Below are 21524 nucleotides of genomic sequence, written 5' to 3'. Positions count from 1 at the left end.
TGTTTTGATCCTTTATCCCTTATATCCCAAGGATTAGGAGGGCTGATCCCCCCACGTTGGCCTCGGCGATGGAGGAGCTTATGTTCAGAATAAGGAAACTAGGAATTATCGTTTTCATGACTTTTGTACTATTTTTACAAATGAGCCTAAACGGGGTCATTTGCACTGTAAATCAGGCTAATGCAGCATCTTTAGGTGCTGTCCCGATCGAGGGTTACGATGCCGTTTTTGTACTGGATACCAGTTATTCCATGAGGGATACCGATCCTGAAGGCATTGCGGCCGAAGTCATCAATATGTTTATGGATTTGAGTGATGCAGACCGTACGCGCGTCGGATTCGTTGCCTACAATCACCATGTGGTCGCCTCGAAACCACTGACTTCGATTGCCGTGGCAGCGCAAAAATCCCAGATCCAACAGGAAATCAGAACGCTAAACCGTTCCGGTTATACGGATTTGGGACTTGGGCTGCGCAAAGGCTCGGAGCTGCTAGCGGCAGGAGCATCCCAAGGGCGTCAGCCTTTTATGATTCTGTTGTCTGATGGAGAGACTGATTTTGGTGCCTCCTCTGGTTCACGATCCAAGGGTGACTCCAATAACGATGTGTCCTCTGTCATCAAATCTGCACAGACCAAGGGATATCCGGTGTATACGATTGGTCTGAACCATGATGGCACAGTGAATCGACAAGAACTCGAACGGATTGCTTCTCAAACGGGTGGAGCTTCTTTTATTACGAGTAGTGCTGAGGATCTGCCGGAAATTCTGAACCGTATTTTCGCCAGTCAAATTCGTTCCAAGCTCGTCCCAATTGCTGCAATTACGACTACTGGCGAGATGCAAGAATTAACTGTAACTCTACCTGACTCTAGTATGGAGGAAGCCAATCTGGTGCTTTTGTCGGAGCATCCCCTTCTGGAAACACAGCTATATTCCAATTCAGAAAATGTCCGCAGGTACAAGTCGAGCCGCTATGCGATTTTAAAAATCGAGCATCCACAGGCAGGTAAAGTGAAGTTGAAGCTACGGGGCATACGCGGAGATTTGGTGAAAATCAATTTACTTGGCAGCTATCGACTGGAAGCCGAAGCTACCATGGGAGGAAAGCAAGCAACGGCAACTCATGGCGACAAGCCTGTGCAGTTGCTGAAAGGTCAAGCGACACCGTTTCAAGCTCAGCTTCTGTTGCCGAACAATCAAAAGCTTACAGATGAAGCCGTATATACGTCTCTCCAAGCCCATATTGTAGTTACTCCCAAGGGGGGCACAGCCAAAAAGGTGCCTATGACCTATAAGTCAGGAGCCTTTCATACCGAATATGCGTTCCCTCAAACCGGGGATTATACATGGCAGCTATCTCTGGATAGTCCGCAATGGTACCGTAAGGGAATTGTACATAAGGTTCACGCGGCCAATGCAGCACCACAGGTCTTAAAAGACCTGACGATTCACCTGGTAAAAGAAGATGGCGATTCTCGTCGAAGTTTATCAGATTTTATTGTTGACCCCAATCATGACAAGCTGAGCTATAAGCTGGATTCAGAAGGCTCTGGGGATACGGTCTATGCTGAGATTAACGGTAATGATCTGCTGCTATCCGAGCTCCACACAGGTGACTCACAGCTGAAGATTACCGCTACCGATCCGGAAGGAGCATATAGCAGCGCTACACTAACCGTTTCTGTACAATCCCGGTATACAGCCATTAAATGGACGGTAGCCATCAGTGTCGTAGTAGCCGCTCTTCTGTATTGGTTCTTGCGGCCGAAGCCGCAGTTTGCCGGAAGAATTGAAGGATATTTTCTCGCTACAGCAAGTGGACAGGAGATTCCGGTAAAATCTTGGCCGCTCACCTCCTTTCCGGGCCGTAAGGTCAGCTTGCAGGAATTGTTCCGTACGCTTGACGTTCACGAACCATTGCCAGAAGCGGAACGGATCGTATTTTCCGCAGGTAAAAAAGGGAGCCTAATCGTAAAACATGATACACGCTGCGCCTTACAGCATGGAAAGATCAGATTAGCCCGTAACAAAAAAGCGGTCATGGAGTACAGCGACAAGCTGTACATTACATTCGAAGATGGTGTCACTGAAATCGAGCTGCGATACAAAGCGATTAAACCGAATACTTCAGTGTACACCGACCATATCCAAGCTCCGACAGGATAATGTCCGTCACAACGTAAAAAAAGAGAAGCGCCGTCTCTTACGATTAATGAACCGTAAGAGTAGGGCGCTTCCCTTTTTTTATCCAATATTCCGCACGTAGTGCGGCTTTAAACCATCGAAGTGAGCGGCAACGCTTGTTAGCCTGTACCTCCAGACCACGCCGAATGACATACGGCAGCAGAGAAAGTCCTGCATTTTCAATCTGAATCCGCTCGGAATGATCTGCAAACAATCGGCCCGGCACATCTGGCGGAGGTGTTCCTTTTCGGCAATAATACAGCGTGGCGGCCAAACTATAGATATCCGACACAGGCCCCTGCTGCGAACGATTAGAGTAAAATTCCAGCGGAGAATAGCCCGCCGTAGTAAAGATCGGATGCTCTTTGCCTTCAAAATGCACAGCCGAACCAAAATCAATCAGCTTGATGTTGCCATTTTCCCCAATCATAATGTTGCCCGGCTTAATATCCCGGTGAATAATTCCTTTGTCGTGAATGTACTCCATGGCATCAATTAAAGGTAGCACCGTGTGGTACAAAAAAGTGGGATCAGATGTTGGCACAGCTTCTTCTTTCATCATTCGATCCAATGTCTTGCCTGCACAGTATTCCATGACCAGATAGGCTGTTCCATTTTCCTCAAAGTGATCTATATAACCGACAATTCCCGGATGACTTAACTCCTTCAACATTTGCCCTTCACGCAAAAAATAATGCATAAACTCCACGTATTTGGATTGCATAGAAGTACCGCAAGTGACCGTTTTTCGATCCATCCCTCGCAAAGCCAGGGCATTCGGAAAAAATTCCTTCACAATGACCTTTTCTCGGTTATCCAACAGCCTTGCCGTATACACGATGGCCAGCTCACTGCGGGACAAGGCGCTTCGAATTTGATATGTATTTCGCAGCTTCGTATTGCGGGCAAGCAGATTCCCGCTTGTATCCACGATCATGACTCGTCCTCCTGTCAGGTTCTTAGCTTATGTCTTTTGTATATATCGGCTTATTACACATCTTTTTATTATACCGTAAAATAGATTATTGGAAAAACAAATAACCTGCCATAATCTCCCTTAGAGAAATGATGACAGGTCTTTTGGCATTCATCTGGTTCTTTGTTCTTAAATCGTTTAACCCAGTTTCGTTCCAGGCTTCATGCTGCGCACACTGTTGGTATTTTTCTTCCGTTCACTGCGCAGTTTGCCTTTGCCTTGTTCTGGAGTGCGAATGGTGAGGGCAATTAGGAACGATACGACACACAGCACAGCAATCGTGGTAAAGGTCGGGATGAATCCACCAAGCAAGGCTGCGATAAATGACCCCGCCAGCGCACCGAGGCCAAAGCCTTGATACACAACACCATAGTTTTTGCTTTGATTTTTCAGACCGAAGAAATCAGCTACAATGGCAGGAAAGACTGTAATGTTGCCGCCGAAGCAAAAAGCAATTCCTGCTACACAGGCAAAGAATAAACCAAAATTCAGCGGTACCAGACTCAGCACTGTGACTGCGACCGCCGTTGTCAGCAACGCACCCGCTACTACTTTCAGACGACCTACTTTATCCGATAGCGCACCCAGTATGATCCGGCCCGCCGTGTTGAAAATTGCGACCATAGCGACCGCATTAGCAGCTGTTGCTACATCTAGGCCGGCCATCCGTACGCCGATATCTTTGACTACCCCAATCAGGTAGAGACCACTCATACAAGCGGTAAAGAACATTACGAACAACAGATATGCCTGCTTGGTGCGCAGCATTTCTTTGACGGTGTAATCTCGCTGTACAACCCCATTTTGTACCGAAGGCTTGTTCACGACTACAGCTTCTCTTACCAGGAAGGAACCACCCACAATCATAATCAGCACGATCATTCCCCAATATAAAAACGCTTGTGATACGCCAACGGACTGAATCAACGAACCATTAATATACTTGAATATAAGACTGCCTGTTCCATATGCCCCAACCGAAATACCGGAAATAAGTCCTTTTTTCTCAGGAAACCATTTAATCAGATTCGACAGTGATGTAATATATGCCGTTCCATCCGCAAAACCTACAACAATACCCGCCAAAATGTAAAGCAGGGACAGCGATGTTACCTGCGAACTGAGCATGAGACCGGCTCCTAACACGACACCTGCACACAAAATCAGACGACGTAATCCCCATTTATCCTGTAGTTTGCCTGCGAATAATGTAGCAAACGCCAGTGCAAAACTGGTAATTGAAAATGTAATGGCAACCGAACTGAGGTTCCAGCCAAAGCGGTCCACCAACGGTTGATTAAATAAACTCCATGTGTAAATGGTTCCTAATCCCATCTGGACAATTATTGTTCCAAGTACGACAAGCCAACGATTTCCGCTGTTTGTTTTCATTTCAATCTCCTCTTTTCATTCCGGCTCTACAGCGTCAATTTGTGATCATCATAACCGGGAATCCAGTACGCTTTGCGCCTGTGGAGGAGCAAGTCTGTAAGGATTCTCTCTACATGGATTATTATAACCCTGCATGTAAGCCAGAAATCGTTTGAGGAATGAAATGCACATATAGCGGAATGAAATGCCTTTAAAGTCGCATAATTTGCCGAAATTCCTTGGCCTTGCTACGGCTTACCGGAATTTCAGCTTCTAGTCCACGCAAACGCAAGAGATACGTATGATTAAACCAAGGTACAATTTCACGGATCTGCGACAGATTCACCGTGTACGATCGGTGACAGCGAAAAAAGTCCTGCTGCGGCAGCCGGGCATGAAATTCCGAAATGCTCATCGGCATCGTATATTCTTCGTGCCTTGTAAAGACACGGGTCACCTTTTCCTGCGCACACGCATAGTAAATATCGTTCGCATCCGTCACAATGATTTTGTCATTTTTCAGCAGATTAATACGACCTGGCGCAGCAACGGTGCTGGCTTCAGCAGCTCGGGGTTGCGCCGTCTGGACAGGCTCCTGTATTGGAACGTTCTGCTGCTCATAAGCATTTTCCAGCTTACGCAGCATAGATGCGATCCGTTTTTCATCATATGGTTTGAGGATGTAGTCGAACGCCTCCAGTTCAAAAGCCTGCGCCGCATGTTCTTTATAGGCGGTCGTAAAAATAATATAGGGCTTTTTGGCAAATTTGCTAATGTTCTGTGCCAGTAGCATCCCGTCCAATGAAGGAATGTTAATGTCCAGAAAGATCGCGTCCGTCTCCTGATCTTGCAGAAACCGAAACACATCTAGCCCATCCTCGAAACTATCAGTCACCTCAATGTTGCTATGAGTCTGAATAAGATACTCCAGCTCTTCACGTGCCGGAAGCTCGTCTTCTACAATTATGGCCTTCATGACTTCTCCTTTGGTATGTCAAAATAAACTTCGGTGCCCGGCTCATGCTTTAGAATAATAACTCCCTCGCCGTACATAAGCTTGAGTCGTCTGTGCACATTGTACAAGCCGATCTGTTTAGCCGGAACCCGATCATGATAGAGGTTATCCACAACATCATCGCGTATACCTACCCCGGTATCTGCCACAGAAATACGCACCTTTTCTCCACGATCCTTTACAGAAATAGTTACTGTACCTGACCCCTTTTTCTTGAGGATTCCATGATTAATCGCATTCTCAACCAGGGGCTGGATAATAAGACTTGGAATACGCACAGACACCTCATCCATTACATACTCTACCTGAAGCCGGTTGCCGAAGCGTGCTTTCTCAATTTCCACATAATCAGACACCTGCTGAAGCTCTTTATGAATTTCGATCAAATCATCATTCAGCTCCAAATTATAGCGCAGATAGCCCGATAAATTAATGATCAGCTCTCGTGCCTTATCCGGCTTGGTGCGTGTCGTAGAGGCAATGGCGTTCAGCGCGTTAAACAGAAAATGGGGATTAATTTTCGTTTGGAGCGCCTTTAGCTCGGCTTTATTCGCGGCTTCCTTAATTTGCTCCACACGCGACACTTCCATTAACGTGGAAATGATTTGAGACAAGCCAATCGCCATCGTTTGCAACGGATACGTGATTTTATAAGCTTTGCGATAATAAATCTTCAAGGTTCCAGTTACCTCTCCCCGCTCCTCTAACGGGATAATGAGCAGAGACTGGATTTGGGGTGTTTTATCGTCTGCAATATGGTTGCGAATCGTAATTTTACCGCTGCGGATCGTCGATTTAGTCACATCGCTAATGATTTCATCCCCGATATGATAACGTTCTTCGCCAAAACCGACGTAAGCCAGCACATCTCTGGTATCCGTAATCGCCACCGCATCTGCCTTGATATCTTCTTTTATAATCGAACAAATGGTATGCAAGGATTCCGCATTAATGGAGCGAAAATAAGGCAACGTCTTATTGGCAATATCCAGTGCCAGCTTGGCCTGTCTGGCCGCGATATTCTCCTTTTCCCCCTCCACACTCTGGATCAACAGAACGATTAAACCGATACTGACTTCTCCGATAATCATGGGTAGACCGATCTTGGAAACGATGTCCACACCAAGGCCACGGGGTTGTGCCATCACCAGAATGAGCAGCATCGTCAACGCTTCACAGACCATACCTGCGGCGATACCGACTAGCCATCTCTTGGAACGGTTAACCCTGCGGCCGATATATCCTGACACCACACCTGCCAGAATACTTGTAATCAGACACGGAATCGAGGTCACTCCCCCGATATCAATTAGATAACGATGGATACCTGATACAATACCTGTAACGATCCCAACCCAGGGTCCAAACAAAATACCGCCCGCCATAATTGCAATGATTCGAACGTTAACCAGCGAACCTTCGACTTCAATCCCGGTGTACGTACCGAACAGTGCAAACATGCAAAAAATCAACGTTAGTAAGGTTAGCTCTGCCGGGGAATGACTGTTCTTTTGCAAGGTTTCCTTAAATCGTGGGATACGTGTAATAAAAAACAAACAAATCAGTAACAACGCTGCGCGCTCAAATAGCTGCATCAGCATTTCCAACAAGGCGTTCACCTGCGTTCCTCCCAAATAAAAACGGATATGCCTACATAGGTTATGTTAATTATTCACTTATTTCAATACTCACCCTGCCATCACGGGCACGGATGCTAGCCTTCCCGCCAATTGGATATGTAAACTGCGGCGTGGTATGACCAAAATCAGCATCTGCAATCACTGGGATGGAGGTCAATTCCCTTTTCGAGCTAATGATTTGCCGCAGCAATGCTTCTGTCATATGCGACGCCTGCTGAAATCGTCCTATGATGATCCCCTTAACCTGATCAAATCCAGGCTGGTGCAACAGTGATTGCAAATCCCGATCAAACGTAGCGGGAGAGCTTTCATAATCATCCTCAACAAATAGAATGCTTCCTTCCAGACTCGGCATATACGGAGTTCCCTGCAACAAATTTAGGGTACACAAGTTTCCGCCCACAATCGTACCCGTTGCTTCCCCTTCATGAATCGCATACGGACCCGCATTGCGGTGAAAGCTTCTTTGATCCTGATCTAGATACCAGGTATCGTCACTCCACTCCGACGAGGACTGGATTTGAATGCTGCCCTCATCCAACATCAACCTTTGGAAATACGCCGTCGTATATTCATTTCCTCGCAACATGGCGAACGTCAAAAAATGAGGTCCTGCATACGTGATAAGCCCCGTTTTGGCATAAATGGCATGGCTTAACGCTGTTTATATCCGAATAACCACATAATCGTTTAGGATGAGCTCCAATTAGTTCATAGTCAAGATAGGTAAGGAGCTGATTGGCATTATAGCCCCCAATTGAAGTCAGGATGCCCTTTACCTTTGGATCGACAAAAGCTTCGTGCAAGTCTGCGACTCTGGACTCTATCGAGGAAGATGTAAAATCATCACTTTCCAGCACATATTGCGAAAAGCTCACTTTAAACCCAAGCTCATCCAGTCTTTGCTGGGCAATCAAGCGATTTTCCTCAGAAACGATAGACAAGCTTCTGGACGGCGAAAGAATGCGTATCTCGTCTCCAGCTTTTAATTTGGGTGCTTGCTTTCCTATGATCATGGTCATCCCCCTTAATTACAAAGCATTTAAACTGCCACAAATTATACCATCAACTTCCATCTAATTATAGCTTCTAGAAATCCCCTCTTCATTTCCCTTTTTCAAACGCAGTAAAAAACCGGAGAGTACCGCTTGATAGCGATACTCCCCGGATCTCTAGTCCGATAATGAAGCATTTCAGTTATTTGCTTTTGCTGATTTCGGTAGGAATATTGTCCTCCTTCTGATCATGTACCAGTTCTTTTAACTGGATAATCAACGTCTCCAGCTCATTAAATCCGGTCACCATATTGGAGGTTATATTTCGTTGCTCCTCTACTCCAGCCAAAATTTGCTCTGACGCTGCACTCGCTTGTTCTGTAACGCTTGAAAACTCCTCCATCTCTTGAACGACCTGAGATGAGAATTGCTGCATACTATTCGTACTGGCTTCCACCTCCACGGCCTGCAGCAGCACTTTATTGGCATTTTGCAGGATATCCTCCAATACAATTTCGGTCGAATGGGCCGATTCCATACTCTGCTGTAGTCTTTGCTGTCCCATGTCAAATTGGCTTACGACAGAATCCATCTGAGTTCTCAGTTGGGTCAAAATACCTTCCATTGCCACCGAGGTATTCCCTACCATTTCAGCCAAATTACGCACTTCGCCAGCCACGATGGCAAATCCTTTTCCATGCTCTCCCGCTCTGGCAGCCTCAATGGATGCATTCAAGGACAGCAAATTGGTTTGTTTCGAGATTTGAGTAATATCTTTGAGCATGGCAGACATATTATCACTTTGTGTTTTAAACTCGTCCAATTCTTCTTTGGTACGACTCATAACCAGACCCAAATCCTTAATTTGAGACGTTAATGCAAGCAGTTGATTGCTCCCTCTGCTCCCGGCACTTTTCGTATCTTCGGAGAGCTGCTTCAATTCTCGGGAATGATCGGCAACCTCGCGCACGTGCTGGTCAGACTGAGCCAAGTTATCCGTTACCTCAGTGATATTCGAAGCTTGCATTTCTACCCCTTTGGCAACCTCCTGAAACCCGATGGCGACTTCATTCGTCACGCTGCCGGTAGCATCCACTTGATGCCTGAATCGTTCTGTGAAGCTATGCAATCCAGTTACAGCTTGTCCAACTTGTTCAAACAAAAATTCAATACGTTGCCTTGTGGCATCCATATCTTTATTTTACTCTTCCGTTTTCTTAAACTGCTTTTGATTTAACACCGATACCACTAACAATAGCAAACCAATCAGTAAAACAATAATAAACTCGTGTATATAACGCAAAGGACCGGTAGCCGGGGGAGTTGCTGGCGTACCGATGGTAATTTGTATAAAAATATTACACAGATTTAAGACCATTGTTATCAAAAAGTATCGGTAAGATGGGTAGAGCAACAACAATGAGCAAATAAAGATCGTAGTCACTGCCTCCACGCTAGATAAGTTCACAAATATACATATTAATACGCTATATAACGTAATAATCCAAGGAATAAGGCGGATTCCTTTCTTTTTCATATTCAGAATCGTCAAAACTGCGGCGACTACAAATCCTACACCACTAGACACCCACACCGATGGATTAGATAATGCCGGGATGGTGCTGCTCAAGGTCATAATCCAAAAAATAATGATCACCAATTTGTTTCTTTGCCACAACAATTCATTCGTTCTGTCCATGATTGTGTACGCGCTCCTTAGATATATATTAGGTATTTATAAAATAAAAATGTAAATACCATACTATATATATCGTCATATCAGAACGCGTATTGAATGAAAATCGTACAAACACCACATTCCCTTTTAAACACCAAATCACAACAGGACAACTTTTTAAAGAGAAAGAGTATGTAAGTGTTAATAAATGAATGCAAGAAATCGCCCCCTAGTAGGGAGCGATTTTGAATACCTTTTTGATGATCTTCTGCAATTGAAAAAGATTCATAAACCAACTGAAAACATTAGGATTCCTTGTTTTCGGAAGCCTCTTCAGTGCCTTCAGTTGCCGCTGCATCACCTTCCACAGCAGCATTTTCTACTTCAACTGCACGCGGAACGATAATAGAAGCAAGCAGTTCTTCTTCAGGGACGTGCAGTGTTACTCCTTTAGGGAGCTTCAAGTCGCTAGCGCTCAGCTTGTCGCCAACATCCAGTGCGGATACATCCACTTCAATGGTAGATGGTAAATCAGCAGGAAGGCCTTCGACTTCAACTTCCGTTTCCTGAACTTGCAGAATACCGCCTGTTTTTGTACCTACAGGTGTACCCTGATAATCAATAGAAACACGCACGCGAAGCGGTTTGTTTTTGGCAATTTTCAAAAAATCGGCATGCAGCCATTGGTTGTCACGCTGTTGATAATCTTTAATAATAACCGGAATGGTTTCTCCACCCTCTACAGTGAGGTTGAACACCTCTGAACGTCCGGTTTTGACTACTTTATTAAATTCCTTGGCATCGACATGTACAGGGGTTCCTTCAAGCTCAGAGCCGTAAACCACAGCTGGAATCCGTCCTTTTAACCTCAATTCACGAATAGCCGAACCCTTCTTCTCTGTTCTCGGCTGGGCGGTCAGTTGAATACTTCCTCCATTAGAACTCATGATATACAACCTCCTTCAGGTTACCTTACAAATGATTTTCCTCCAAGAATCTTGCCTGTTTACCAGTCGTACTACAGGATATAAGCCAGCAAGCTGGCAAAACTAAACAAGTCCATAATTCTATTTTACCCCTTTTTTCTGAAACTGACACACGTTTACATAAAAAAATAGCATTTCTCGAAATAATCGAAAAATGCTACTTTCGTATATATAGCGACCAAGCATACAAGTCTATCCGGCCCGATTATCATTTACCAGTAGCAAATATTCTTCTCTGCCACTATGAATCAATACCTGCATCACAGACTGGTTCAGGTCTATATCAATATAGCGATCTGCCTCAACATCCTTGGCATCCCAGTGATTAAGCCGGACAATGTAGCCAATTCGCTGTATATCAGGAGACACCTGAATACGCGCTATTGCACGACCGTCATCCAAATCACGAAATTCAACATGTCCGTCGCGGTGCCCAGTTCCCCATACCCATACGTTCCAGCCAGTGTATTGCCGATCTGCACGCTCGTAGATCAGTTCAATCGTGCGAAATGGCGCGACTTCCCTATCGTTTCCAAGCTGTACATCTGTCAACGCCATGGCTGTACCTGCAATTTCTTGATCTGTTCCCTCATCCGAGTCTTCCAATTCGTTCTCCGCCTGACGATTAACCTGATCTTGTTCAGTCAAAAAGGAGACTCGTGCAGGTTCTTCCTGATCATATAACACCATCATCGACCAGCGCGATACAGTCACACGATGGCCTACCACTTCATACCGGGTCTCATTACCAGCCCCGTGTGCGTCCACGACCACACGCCAACGATCCGATTCCGCAGGCAATAATATCGTTTGCTCTGTATCCGAGCCGTTATAAATCACCACAATATGATTCCAGGCATCGCCGTTAGCATGGTGCCTCAAAGCAAAAGCCACCACATGCCCACTGCTTTGCAGCACTTCCATATGCTGCTCCACTAGCTCACGATGGTCCATTCGGAATGCCGGGTGGTTGCGCCGCAAAGCAATTAAACCTTGGTAGTAATCAAACACTGGGCGAAACCTCGCCTTGTTATGCCAATGGATGGCATTCACCACATCTGGGCTTCGGTAGCTATTATGGTCTCCATATTTGGAGCGCAGCAGTTCATCCCCTGCATGAATAAAAGGAATGCCTTGCGATGTGAGTACCATACCGTTAGCCAACAGGGACTTGCGTACGGTTTCGTTCTCTAGCAAGTTATCTTCATCCAGTTCCCAATACGGGTCTGCTTCGGCAACAGCTTGTTCCGGTGTCCTCCCATCCTGTGGCTTCCCCTGCTCCCATTGTGGAAAACGACAGTGCTCCCGCAAATGTCTTACCGTCAAAATTTTATCCCACAGATTGAGATTATCGTGGGCAGTTACATAATTGACGGTCTCCGATGGCTGAGCTGTGAAATCATGAATAGCCCCAAAAGCACCTTTGAGCACCTGTTCCTCCTGATGTTCTGCCCCCGTGGCAAACCCGCTCCCAGTACCGTCGCTATCTCCCTTAATAGCAGAACGGTAGTTGTCGTTAAAAACGGCAAAGCCTTTGTCGCGTTGCGTTCCTTTTAGCGTAAGCAAGGGTTGCGGAGATTCTCCTCCCGTCCAAGGCTCACCATAGATCAGCAGATCGGGACGCACTTCAGAGCGAAGCTCCTGGGTAAGCTGCTCTACGGTCGGTGTATCAATCAGCCCCATCAGATCAAATCGAAAGCCGTCTATATGATATTCCTCTGCCCAATAGCGTAGTGAATCCTTGATATACTTGCGCACCATCGGACGTTCGGTTGCCACCTCATTCCCTACACCTGATCCATTGGTGAGCTGCCCTTGCTCATCCGTGCGGTAATAATATCCAGGTACAATAGGCTCAAATGGCCCCTGTTCCACCGAATAAGTATGGTTGTACACGACGTCCATAATGACACCGATGCCGACAGTATGCAAAGACTGTACCAGCAGTTTCAGCTCTCGTATGCGTGTCTCCGGATCAGCCGGATTGGAAGAATAAGACCCCTCCGGCACATTATAATGTTGCGGATCATAGCCCCAGTTATATTCAGTTTCTAATTCTGCAAAGTCATTCACCGTATGAAAATCAGCCACTGGAAGCAAATGAACATGTGTAATGCCCAGCTCCAGCAGATGATCCAGCCCGATGCTGTTCCCCTCAGTATCCTTCAATCCCGTATACGTAAAGGCCTCAAACCGTCCCTGAGCAGCAGATAAGTCTTTTTTCCCCGTATTAAAATGGGTATCCATCGAAAAATCACGCACATGAAGCTCATAGAGAATGGCATCTGTCGGCCGCTTAAGGGTAGGCCCCGCATCCAATTCCCATCCGTCCGGGTTGGTTTGAGCCAAATCAATGATCGCTGTACGCTGCCCGTTGGCTGATACCCCTGTGGCATATGGATCGGCAGCATAATGAATGGTGTTGTCCGCCCACTCCAGCCTGTACATGTAATAATATTTGTTCCAGTCCCCTTCCAGCTCTATAGACCATACACCTTGATCACCACGGCTCATGAGAAATTCCTGACCACCGCTGTGCTCCTGAACGTTCCCCTCCTGATCGTACACCCCCGCATCGTTATACAACGCTATATGGACCTGCTGCGCAGTCGGTGCCCATACCTTGAACTTGCTGCCCGCAGGCGTATAAGTAAGACCCAAATCATAGCCTTCATATATGGGATATGTTGTGTGCTCAAGCTCATTGAGCTGATTGAAATCTGACATTCCTGTTCACCACCCATTTCTGTACATCGGCTTACAGCCTCTGTTCATCCATCATTTATGATGTTTATGACTTGTCAATATACCTCAGGATTTTGTAAAATCTTCACCTAATAGGCTATCAAAATAAGACAAGTTTGAAAAGCTGGATGATTTAAATAAGAATGACGCTTCCATCTCAACGCACACTCCATTTTATGACAAAACTATGAACAGGCTACAGCTTTTGCCCTTAAGGTATAACAATAGTTAGAAAAGTCAGGACAATCTACGGTTATCCATTTCAAAAATATCGTCTGCAATCCGCATGGTAGAACTTCGGTGCGAAACAAGGACAATCGTTTTATCTTGCTGCTGTTCCTTTAACGATTTTAAAATAATTGCCTCGTTCAGGCTGTCCAAATTGCTGGTAGGCTCGTCGAGCAGTAAGAGAGGCGCATTATGGACAAAGGCTCTGGCCAGTCCCAAGCGTTGACGTTCTCCACCGGACAGCCTGTCCCCCAATTCTCCAACTCGGCTGTCATACCCTTGAGGCAAGGTCATAATAAAATCGTGCACGGATGCCTTACGTGCTGCTTCCACCACCTGCTCATGTGTAGCATCAGGCTTTCCGATTTTGATATTAGCTGCAATTGAATCATCAAACAGGAACGTATGCTGGTCTACATAGCTCTGTAATCCTCTCAAATGTCGGGTCCCAATTTCCTTCAAATCGTGTCCGGATAGCAAAATTTCACCTTGCTGCGGGTCCCTAAATCGCATCAGCAACTTTAGCAATGTAGACTTGCCAGAGCCGCTTTTACCCTGAATGCCTAAAATCCGCTTATGCGGTATCGTGAGACTTACATCATTCAGCACCGTTTGACCATCGTATGCAAAAGTCACCTTGTCTACTCGTGCCCCAGTAAAGGCAACACTCATCCCTTCGATATTTTCCTCAACCTCCGGGGTTTCCTCCAATAGACTCAACACTCGTTCCCCGCTCGCCAGCGTTTGAAGCAAATTGTTGGACAAGTTGCTCAGTGCGACGACCGGACCAAATGAACTAAACAGTGCAATGACAGAAATCAGCATACCTGTAAAGTCAACCTGACCATTAGACATACCGTACAAGCCAGCCAGCAGCATCAAGAATGAGAATCCAACTACAGCCGCATCTGTAATCGCTCTTGTGATGCCTTCATGATGCTTCAAGTCCTTCTGCTTGGCATCCAATTGATCCGTGCGACGGTTAATCTCATTCAAACGTTGTTCTCCTTGTCCATATTGCACAATTTCCTTCATACCCCGTAAGCTGTCCAAAAAGTAACTGCTCAGCTTGCCAAAGCTGCTTCGGTATTCCATCCCCTGACGTTTGCCCATACGTGACGTGAGTAAGGGAATAAATAAACCGACAGTTAGATAAGCAAGCGCAGCGAGCCAGCCTAATAGAGGCTCATAAGAACCGATAAAAAATACCATGAGCAGTGAAGTGATGATGCCGATCATTACAGGCGCTATCGTATGCGCATAAAATACTTCCAGCAGCTCAATATCACTCGTAATGAGTGATATCAGATTTCCCTTGTCCTTGCCTTCCAATTTGGCTGGAGCGAGTCTGCGCAGGGCTTGAAGCACCTTGTCACGCAGTACAGCCAGTAGCTTGAAAGCGAGATAATGACCACTCATTTGCTCGCCATAACGGAATACGCCGCGCAGTACGGCACAAACCACGATCGCCGTCAGCAAAAACGACATGGTGTAGCCTGTCGTGATGCCCGTTGCTGTAAGCAGAGCAAGGGCTCCATACACTATAATGCCAATAGCACAAATAAAACCAAGCACTCCTGTCACAATCGTGATGAGCAGTACAGGTAAAAGAGGTCCCGCCAATACCAATAATTGGCCCATGATCCGTAATCCGTGTCTACGCATATACAGCCCCTCCTTTTGCAAACTGCTCTACCCGGTGTTGACTGAGATACATATCCGCATAGTGCCCTTGCTGGTTCAACAGTTCATGATGCGTTCCGGATTCTGCCACCAATCCGTTTTGCAGCACATAGATACAGTCGGATTGAACTACATTTTCCAGTCTATGAGAGATAAGAATCACTGTTTTTTGACCTGCCAGCGCATGTATTACCTCCATAATGCCTTCCTCACTCTCACTGTCAATGTTAGAGGTGGCTTCGTCAAAAATGTACACACGACTATCATGCAGCAATGCTCTGGCCAGTGCTAGCCGTTGGCGCTGTCCTCCTGACAGATTTGCCCCCTGCTCCTCCAGTTCTGCTTCCAGTCCTCCTTCTGAAAGGATAAAATCATACAGCTTCACTTGTCGCAAAGCTTCCAGCATTTGTTGCTCATCCGCGTGCTCATTGCCCATTTTTAAATTTGCTTCCACTGTGCCTTTAAAAATGTAGCTGTTAAAACCAATCCAGGTCATGTGACGCATGCGGCTTTCTTCCGAAATATCGGTAAGCTCGGTTCCTCCAATCGTCAGACTTCCTCGATACCCCTCGTGATGCCCAACGATCAATCCGGCTACCGTACTTTTACCAGAGCCTGATTCCCCAATAATTGAAACCAAGCTGCCCTGGGGAATATCCATGGATATATTTCGTAAGGTATCTCTTTCGTCGTAGGCGAAACTCACCTGTTTCAGTCGAATATCTGTGTTTTCTATGCTTTCTTGTCCATGTATAAGATCCTCTGTACTCAACATTTGAAATATTTTGTCGCTTGCTGCCATTCCGTTCATGGCGATATGGAAGTAAGAACCCAGTAAACGCAGCGGAATGAAAAATTCTGCTGACAGCAAAACAATGATGATCGCTCCTGCCAAGCCAATATGACCTGAAGAATATTCACTTATCGCGACCAGTACACCCGCAGCAGCACCACCAAATGCGATAAGATCCATAATGGCCACGGAGTTAAGCTGCATAGTCAGCACTTTCATCGTCATTTTGCGAAAGTCCTCAGCTGCTGTGTTCATTTCCTGATGTTTATCCTGGTCTGTTCCGTACATTTTGAGCGTAGTCAGACCTTGTACATTCTCCAAAAAGCTGTGGCCCAGATTGACGTAACTGCCCCAATATTTCCGAAACAGCTTTTTAGCCATCCTCATAATGACAATGATCGACACTGGAATTAAGGGAACGCAGATCAATAGTATAATGGCTGCTTTGAAGCTGACAAAAGAGAGGGTGATGAATAACGTGACGGGGGCAAGCAGACTGTAAAATAGCTGGGGCATATATCTACCGAAATAGGTTTCAAGCTGCTCTACCCCTTCTACAGCAAACTGAATAACCCCCGAGGTGGAGGTATGATCTGTATATGCGGATCCCATCTTCAGCAACTTGCCGTAAATTTGCGAGCGCAGTGTTTTTTTAGCATTTACCGAAGCACGATAGGATAACATACTGGCTGCATAATTGCTCAGGCAGCGAACTGCAATAGCAGCAATAACAATGACCGTCATAGATAGAATCAGCTTGCGAGTCACTTGTCCTTCCCATGCCTGCTGCATAACAAAAGCCATAGATAACACAGCGGCTATACTCCCCAAAAGACCGATCCACTGCATAAGCACACCCAAGACGATATATTTCCGAGAATGTTCCACTAGACCGAGCAGACGGCTGTCGACCATTTTAGACCTTTTTTTTGGAGTAGGTGTAGGTATAGGTTCAGATGAACATGAAGGCGTTATTTCTGCTGCAGCATTTCTTATTGTTCCGATGCGGAATATAAAGTAATAATATTTAAAAAGGATGACCAAGACGATGAGCGCTTTCCCCCACACATTAGGCGTGAAAATAAAGCCTGTAATCAGCATCGCTGACGCTAAGCCCAATGTCGTGATTTTCGTAGACAGCTTCAACGACCTTGTTTGGACAAAACTCTCTAGATGCTTTTGGTATAGAGAGGTATTCGAAAACCACTGGTGAATCCTTTCGGACCCCCGCATAAAGAAAAAGGTCGCTAGCAGTAGAAACGGTGTAGTCGGTAGCAACGGTAGCACTACACCAATAACTCCAAGCACCAAAAATAAAAACCCTAAGGTAATATAGATCGGTTTCACTATAATCCTCCCTAATAGTTATAATAGTAATGATTTCATTTTATAGATAATGATAATCATTATCAATATAAACAATTTAAGCAGGTTGTTATGTGATGTAAATCACGCATATAAAAATCCTCTTGAAGCACATCCCTACAGAACACGTTAGTGTTGATGTGGATGCTTTGTCTTCAAGAGGATTACGGAAAGTAGATGTTGATAATTCGTTGTTTTATGAATTTATAATATCATATTGCTCCAATACCTGCCGATGTAACGGGTGGTCTGCGGTTATGGAAGTATAACGCGTCAGCGCCGCACCCAGTCCTTCGCTACGAATCACCTGCTGAAGTTCGACTGCCTCGGGGTCTTCCGTAATATCAAATTTACAGGCAGCAGCCATTCCTAACGCCAGATGATCCGTAGGGATGCCATACTCCTGCGCTTGGAGCGCGGGACGTACAAGACGATCATTGGGAGACAGCTTGCGCAACGGTGAACGTCCGACCCGAGTAACATCATCTGTCAGATTAGGATTGCGGAAGCGATCCAAAATTTTAGAGATGTACTTCTTATGCTCCCCTTGATCCAAACCGAAGCGCTTCACAAGCACTGCTCCTGTCTCCTCCAGTGACCCTTGTATCGAATCCACCACCTTGCTATCCTTCATGGCCTCCTGGATGGTAGCATAACCTGCGGTATAGCCAAGATAGGCTGCCACGCAATGCCCCGTATTCACCGTGAACAGCTTTCGTTCAATGTAAGGCTCTAGATCCTGCACGTACAGGATACCTTCGATTTCTTCATGCTCAGGTGCCATTTGTGAACGATCCACCACCCACTCGTAAAAAGGCTCTACCTGCACATGTAACGGGTCCTCGTGGTGTTGGATCGGCACAATCCGGTCTACAGCAGCATTGGGGAAATATACCGAAGCCTCTGCCTTGGCACGAGTCGCCTCATCCAGTAGCGCAAAAACATGCTCTTTCAGTTGGGCGCTGCCTCCGATTGCATTTTCGCAAGCAATCACATGCAGCGGGCCTGCCCCTCGCTCCACCCGCCGCACTATTCCCTCGGCAATACCTGCTGCAATATGCCTGAGGATGCTAACCCCTACCGCGGTCGTTACCAGATCAGCATGGTCTACCGCATCCGCTACAGCGGATGCATCTCTGCCGTCAATCGCCGTTACATTCGTGACCAGCTCCGTATCCTTTGTATCATTGGCTAACTCTACGGTATATTGTTTACGACGGCGTAACTCGGATACAAGGGTGTCGTTGACATCTGAAAAGACAACCTCATAGCCTGCACGCGACAGAATTAATCCGATAAAGCCGCGACCGATATTTCCTGCTCCAAAGTGGACGGCTCTCATAGCTCCAGCTCACTTTCGAACAGATCTATAATTTCCTGTGGGGTCACCGCGTTGCGAAGTTTATCCATATTTTCTTCCTCCGCACACACCACAGCGATACTCGTCAAAATCTCCATATGATCGCCGCCTTGTGCTGCAATGCCGATCACCATATATGCTTTCTCTTCCCCAAAATCTACGCCTTGCGGGAACTGAACGATGGAGATGCCTGTGGATTGAATAAGCGTCTTGGATTCCTTGGTGCCATGTGGAATAGCCAGCCCATTCCCGATGTAGGTAGACACGATCTCCTCGCGTTCCAGCATCTTGTCAATGTACTCACTTGAAATATGTCCCGCATCCAGCAGGATTTGTCCAGCCATACGAATCGCCTCATATTTGTCTTTGGCGGTTGCGTTCATTTTTACTTTGTCTATCGTCATAATACTCACGGTAGGTTCCTCCCTGTCCCTAATTTACTGTGGAAAAATTCAGCCAGCTCACTCGATATATAATTGACAATATGATCCCTGCTACCGTGTTCCAGTAGCGTAACCATGTCTTCCTGCAAAAGTAATGCACTAATCTCGCTCAATACCTCCAAGCTTTCTCTCGGCAGCTCACGAGGCCCCAACATGAGCAGCACGCATTCTACCTGTTCACCTGTATCCGCCAACAGCGGCTCTGCCAGCTTATACAAGGTAAGCGAAGGCTTGGGAATATAGTGGCTGCGCGTATGAACTAAAGCAATGGAGGTATCAGAGATCACCTGACTACCTTGGCGCTCTCTTTCCATGAGTTGTGCAGCAACCACAGAAGGCTCTGTAACATTTCCCCGCTCCGCCTCCAGCATGCATATCGCCTCTACGGTCGCCGCCATATCCATCCCTTGATTTTCCAGCGGATACACTTGAAATTGCTGTACAATGTGTACAATTTCCTCGAGACTTTTCCGCAGACCGGTAAGCCACTCCATATCCTGGCCAGGCTGAACGGCCTGTTCCTGCTGATGATCATTGAGATGATGGAGTGTAATATGCTGGATGAAATGACGTAGACGGTCACTCTCCTCCTGCGTTAGCAGCGGACTGATCTTAAGATACCGATCTGGTTCAAGCGGTAGCTCTACTGTCGAAATGATCAGATCATAATCCTCCTTGGGAATCCGCGCCGCCTCGTACCATGAAGCCCTATCCACAATTTTGATCTGTGGGAGCTCTTTGGCGAGCCTTGTTGCCAGAAGTCTGGATGATCCAATGCCGCTCGTGCAGACTACAATGGCCCGCACCTCCCGACGCAATTGTCGCAGCCGCTCCAGCGAAGCGCCGAAATGCATGACGAGAAATCCGATCTCTTCATCAGGCACTTTCATTTCTGTCATGCTCGCCGCAGCCTTTTTCACTGATTCGAATAAGCTGCTGTAATCCTTGCGGATTTGCTGAAGGAGAGGGTTACGAATCGACCTGCCTTCCTTCAAACGTTTGAATACCGGAGCCATATGGGCAATCAGTCCTTCACGCAGAACACGGTCCTCTTTCAATGGCGTGCCTGTCTCTTCCTCCACACGACGAATCAACTCATGAACCGACTCCAACAGTACGAGATCATCCAACGGCAGTAGTCGGGTAGAGTGATCTTCGGCATCACGAAATAGCAGCCTGAGATAAGATCGTTCCGGCTCTGGAAATTCAATATCCAGCGCCTCTGACAACTCCGTGCATATGCGTTCCACCATAGCTGTGCGAAGCATGATATTTTCATCTGAATCTGTTTTTAAATACGAGAGAAGAGGATCTATAACATACCCGAGTCGAAGACGTACCAGCGAAACGCAAATTTGAATCAGCAGCTCCATGTATTTGCTTTCCACCATGTTTTCCAACCATTTTTCATGGGGCTGCCAGAGGGCCTTTTCCACGATTAGCAGGTTATCTCTGCCAATCATCTCCAGCAACTTGTCGGCAACACGGGTTACAGGACGAAGTTCTTCCCGGGCTGAAAACAGATCGGATTCATCCAAATATTCGAGAGCCAGCTCGGAAATCGCCCGTCTTTTGTCTGTCTCCCGCCCTGTAATCTCGACCCCGTACCCCCGTCTGCGCACAAGCATGAGTCCACGTTCCTCAATCCAGTCTTGCAATTCGTCTAGATCATGACTGACCGTAGTTACCGTGACTTTCAGATCTGAAGCCAGCGCCAACAGCTTGATCGGCTCCCGTGTATCCAGCAGCATGCAGAGTACCACGATCTTTCTCTCCTCAGCCGAATATTCGTCTGACTTCGTATGCAGCAATTGTTTTCGCAGGCATACAAGCTGAGCTGGATCAGCATCTATACAGATACCGATCCCTGACTTTTTCTCCAGCTTCACCTCATGAGCTGCCAGCCAATGCTCGACTGCACCCAGTTCCCGATGAACCGTCCTTGTGCTGACATTGATCTTCGTGGCAATTTCCCCGGCTGTAACCTCTTTGGACTGCTCCAGAAGATATTCCACGATGTCACGTTGTCGTTTCGTAATATTCATAAGCGCATACCGTTC

14 protein-coding genes and 1 pseudogene are annotated in these 21524 nt (G+C 46.5%); 1 reads left to right on the top strand and 14 read right to left on the bottom strand.

What is annotated here, in order from left to right:
* The first annotated feature begins 68 nt into the window (after positions 1 to 68).
* Positions 69 to 2168: a vWA domain-containing protein gene (locus tag ACUYLD_RS16095; protein ID WP_446675490.1), complete on the top strand. Its 2100-nt coding sequence runs from the start codon at positions 69 to 71 to the stop codon at positions 2166 to 2168.
* A 43-nt stretch (positions 2169 to 2211) separates the two neighbouring features.
* Here the strand turns inward: ACUYLD_RS16095 and ACUYLD_RS16090 are convergent, their stop codons facing one another.
* The 14 genes and pseudogenes from ACUYLD_RS16090 to ACUYLD_RS16025 form a co-directional block, all read right to left on the bottom strand.
* Positions 2212 to 3123 carry a serine/threonine protein kinase gene (locus ACUYLD_RS16090; protein WP_039272919.1) on the bottom strand — a complete coding sequence of 304 codons (912 nt, stop codon included), beginning with the start codon at positions 3121 to 3123 and terminating at the stop codon, positions 2212 to 2214.
* Positions 3124 to 3300: 177 nt separating this feature from the next.
* Positions 3301 to 4554, bottom strand: a complete 1254-nt coding sequence (locus ACUYLD_RS16085) for an L-lactate MFS transporter (protein WP_061828705.1) — start codon at positions 4552 to 4554, stop codon at positions 3301 to 3303.
* Positions 4555 to 4744: 190 nt separating this feature from the next.
* Positions 4745 to 5509: a LytR/AlgR family response regulator transcription factor gene (locus tag ACUYLD_RS16080; RefSeq protein ID WP_013311480.1), complete on the bottom strand. Its 765-nt coding sequence runs from the start codon at positions 5507 to 5509 to the stop codon at positions 4745 to 4747.
* Positions 5506 to 7167: a LytS/YhcK type 5TM receptor domain-containing protein gene (locus ACUYLD_RS16075; RefSeq protein ID WP_446675489.1), complete on the bottom strand. Its 1662-nt coding sequence runs from the start codon at positions 7165 to 7167 to the stop codon at positions 5506 to 5508. Before ACUYLD_RS16075 ends, ACUYLD_RS16080 begins: the two co-directional genes overlap by 4 nt.
* A 49-nt stretch (positions 7168 to 7216) precedes the next feature.
* Positions 7217 to 8204 (bottom strand): annotated as a pseudogene (locus ACUYLD_RS16070) (S66 family peptidase).
* Positions 8205 to 8385: 181 nt separating this feature from the next.
* Positions 8386 to 9375: a methyl-accepting chemotaxis protein gene (locus ACUYLD_RS16065; RefSeq protein ID WP_446675488.1), complete on the bottom strand. Its 990-nt coding sequence runs from the start codon at positions 9373 to 9375 to the stop codon at positions 8386 to 8388.
* A gap of 9 nt (positions 9376 to 9384) precedes the next feature.
* Complete coding sequence (locus ACUYLD_RS16060; protein ID WP_446675487.1) at positions 9385 to 9882, bottom strand: hypothetical protein; 498 nt, start codon at positions 9880 to 9882, stop codon at positions 9385 to 9387.
* A 284-nt stretch (positions 9883 to 10166) separates the two neighbouring features.
* On the bottom strand, positions 10167 to 10808 hold the full coding sequence (locus ACUYLD_RS16055) for a 50S ribosomal protein L25 (RefSeq protein ID WP_061828704.1): 642 nt from the start codon (positions 10806 to 10808) through the stop codon (positions 10167 to 10169).
* A 231-nt stretch (positions 10809 to 11039) separates the two neighbouring features.
* Positions 11040 to 13574, bottom strand: coding sequence for a type I pullulanase (pulA, locus tag ACUYLD_RS16050; RefSeq protein ID WP_446675486.1), 2535 nt, complete (start codon positions 13572 to 13574; stop codon positions 11040 to 11042).
* 255 nt (positions 13575 to 13829) lie between these two features.
* On the bottom strand, positions 13830 to 15485 hold the full coding sequence (locus ACUYLD_RS16045) for an amino acid ABC transporter ATP-binding/permease protein (RefSeq protein ID WP_446675485.1): 1656 nt from the start codon (positions 15483 to 15485) through the stop codon (positions 13830 to 13832).
* Complete coding sequence (locus tag ACUYLD_RS16040; protein WP_446675484.1) at positions 15478 to 17643, bottom strand: DUF454 family protein; 2166 nt, start codon at positions 17641 to 17643, stop codon at positions 15478 to 15480. Before ACUYLD_RS16040 ends, ACUYLD_RS16045 begins: the two co-directional genes overlap by 8 nt.
* A gap of 214 nt (positions 17644 to 17857) precedes the next feature.
* Positions 17858 to 19003, bottom strand: coding sequence for a mannitol-1-phosphate 5-dehydrogenase (locus ACUYLD_RS16035; RefSeq protein ID WP_254325058.1), 1146 nt, complete (start codon positions 19001 to 19003; stop codon positions 17858 to 17860).
* Positions 19000 to 19434 carry a PTS sugar transporter subunit IIA gene (locus tag ACUYLD_RS16030; RefSeq protein ID WP_235308869.1) on the bottom strand — a complete coding sequence of 145 codons (435 nt, stop codon included), beginning with the start codon at positions 19432 to 19434 and terminating at the stop codon, positions 19000 to 19002. The genes ACUYLD_RS16035 and ACUYLD_RS16030 overlap by 4 nt, the downstream gene beginning before the upstream one ends.
* Positions 19431 to 21509 (bottom strand): BglG family transcription antiterminator, encoded by a 2079-nt coding sequence (locus ACUYLD_RS16025; protein WP_446675483.1) that lies wholly within the window; start codon positions 21507 to 21509, stop codon positions 19431 to 19433. The genes ACUYLD_RS16030 and ACUYLD_RS16025 overlap by 4 nt, the downstream gene beginning before the upstream one ends.
* Positions 21510 to 21524 lie beyond the last annotated feature (15 nt).

This window comes from Paenibacillus sp. SER-28, from assembly GCF_052906305.1.
This window is presented reverse-complemented; position numbering and strand designations above follow the sequence as displayed.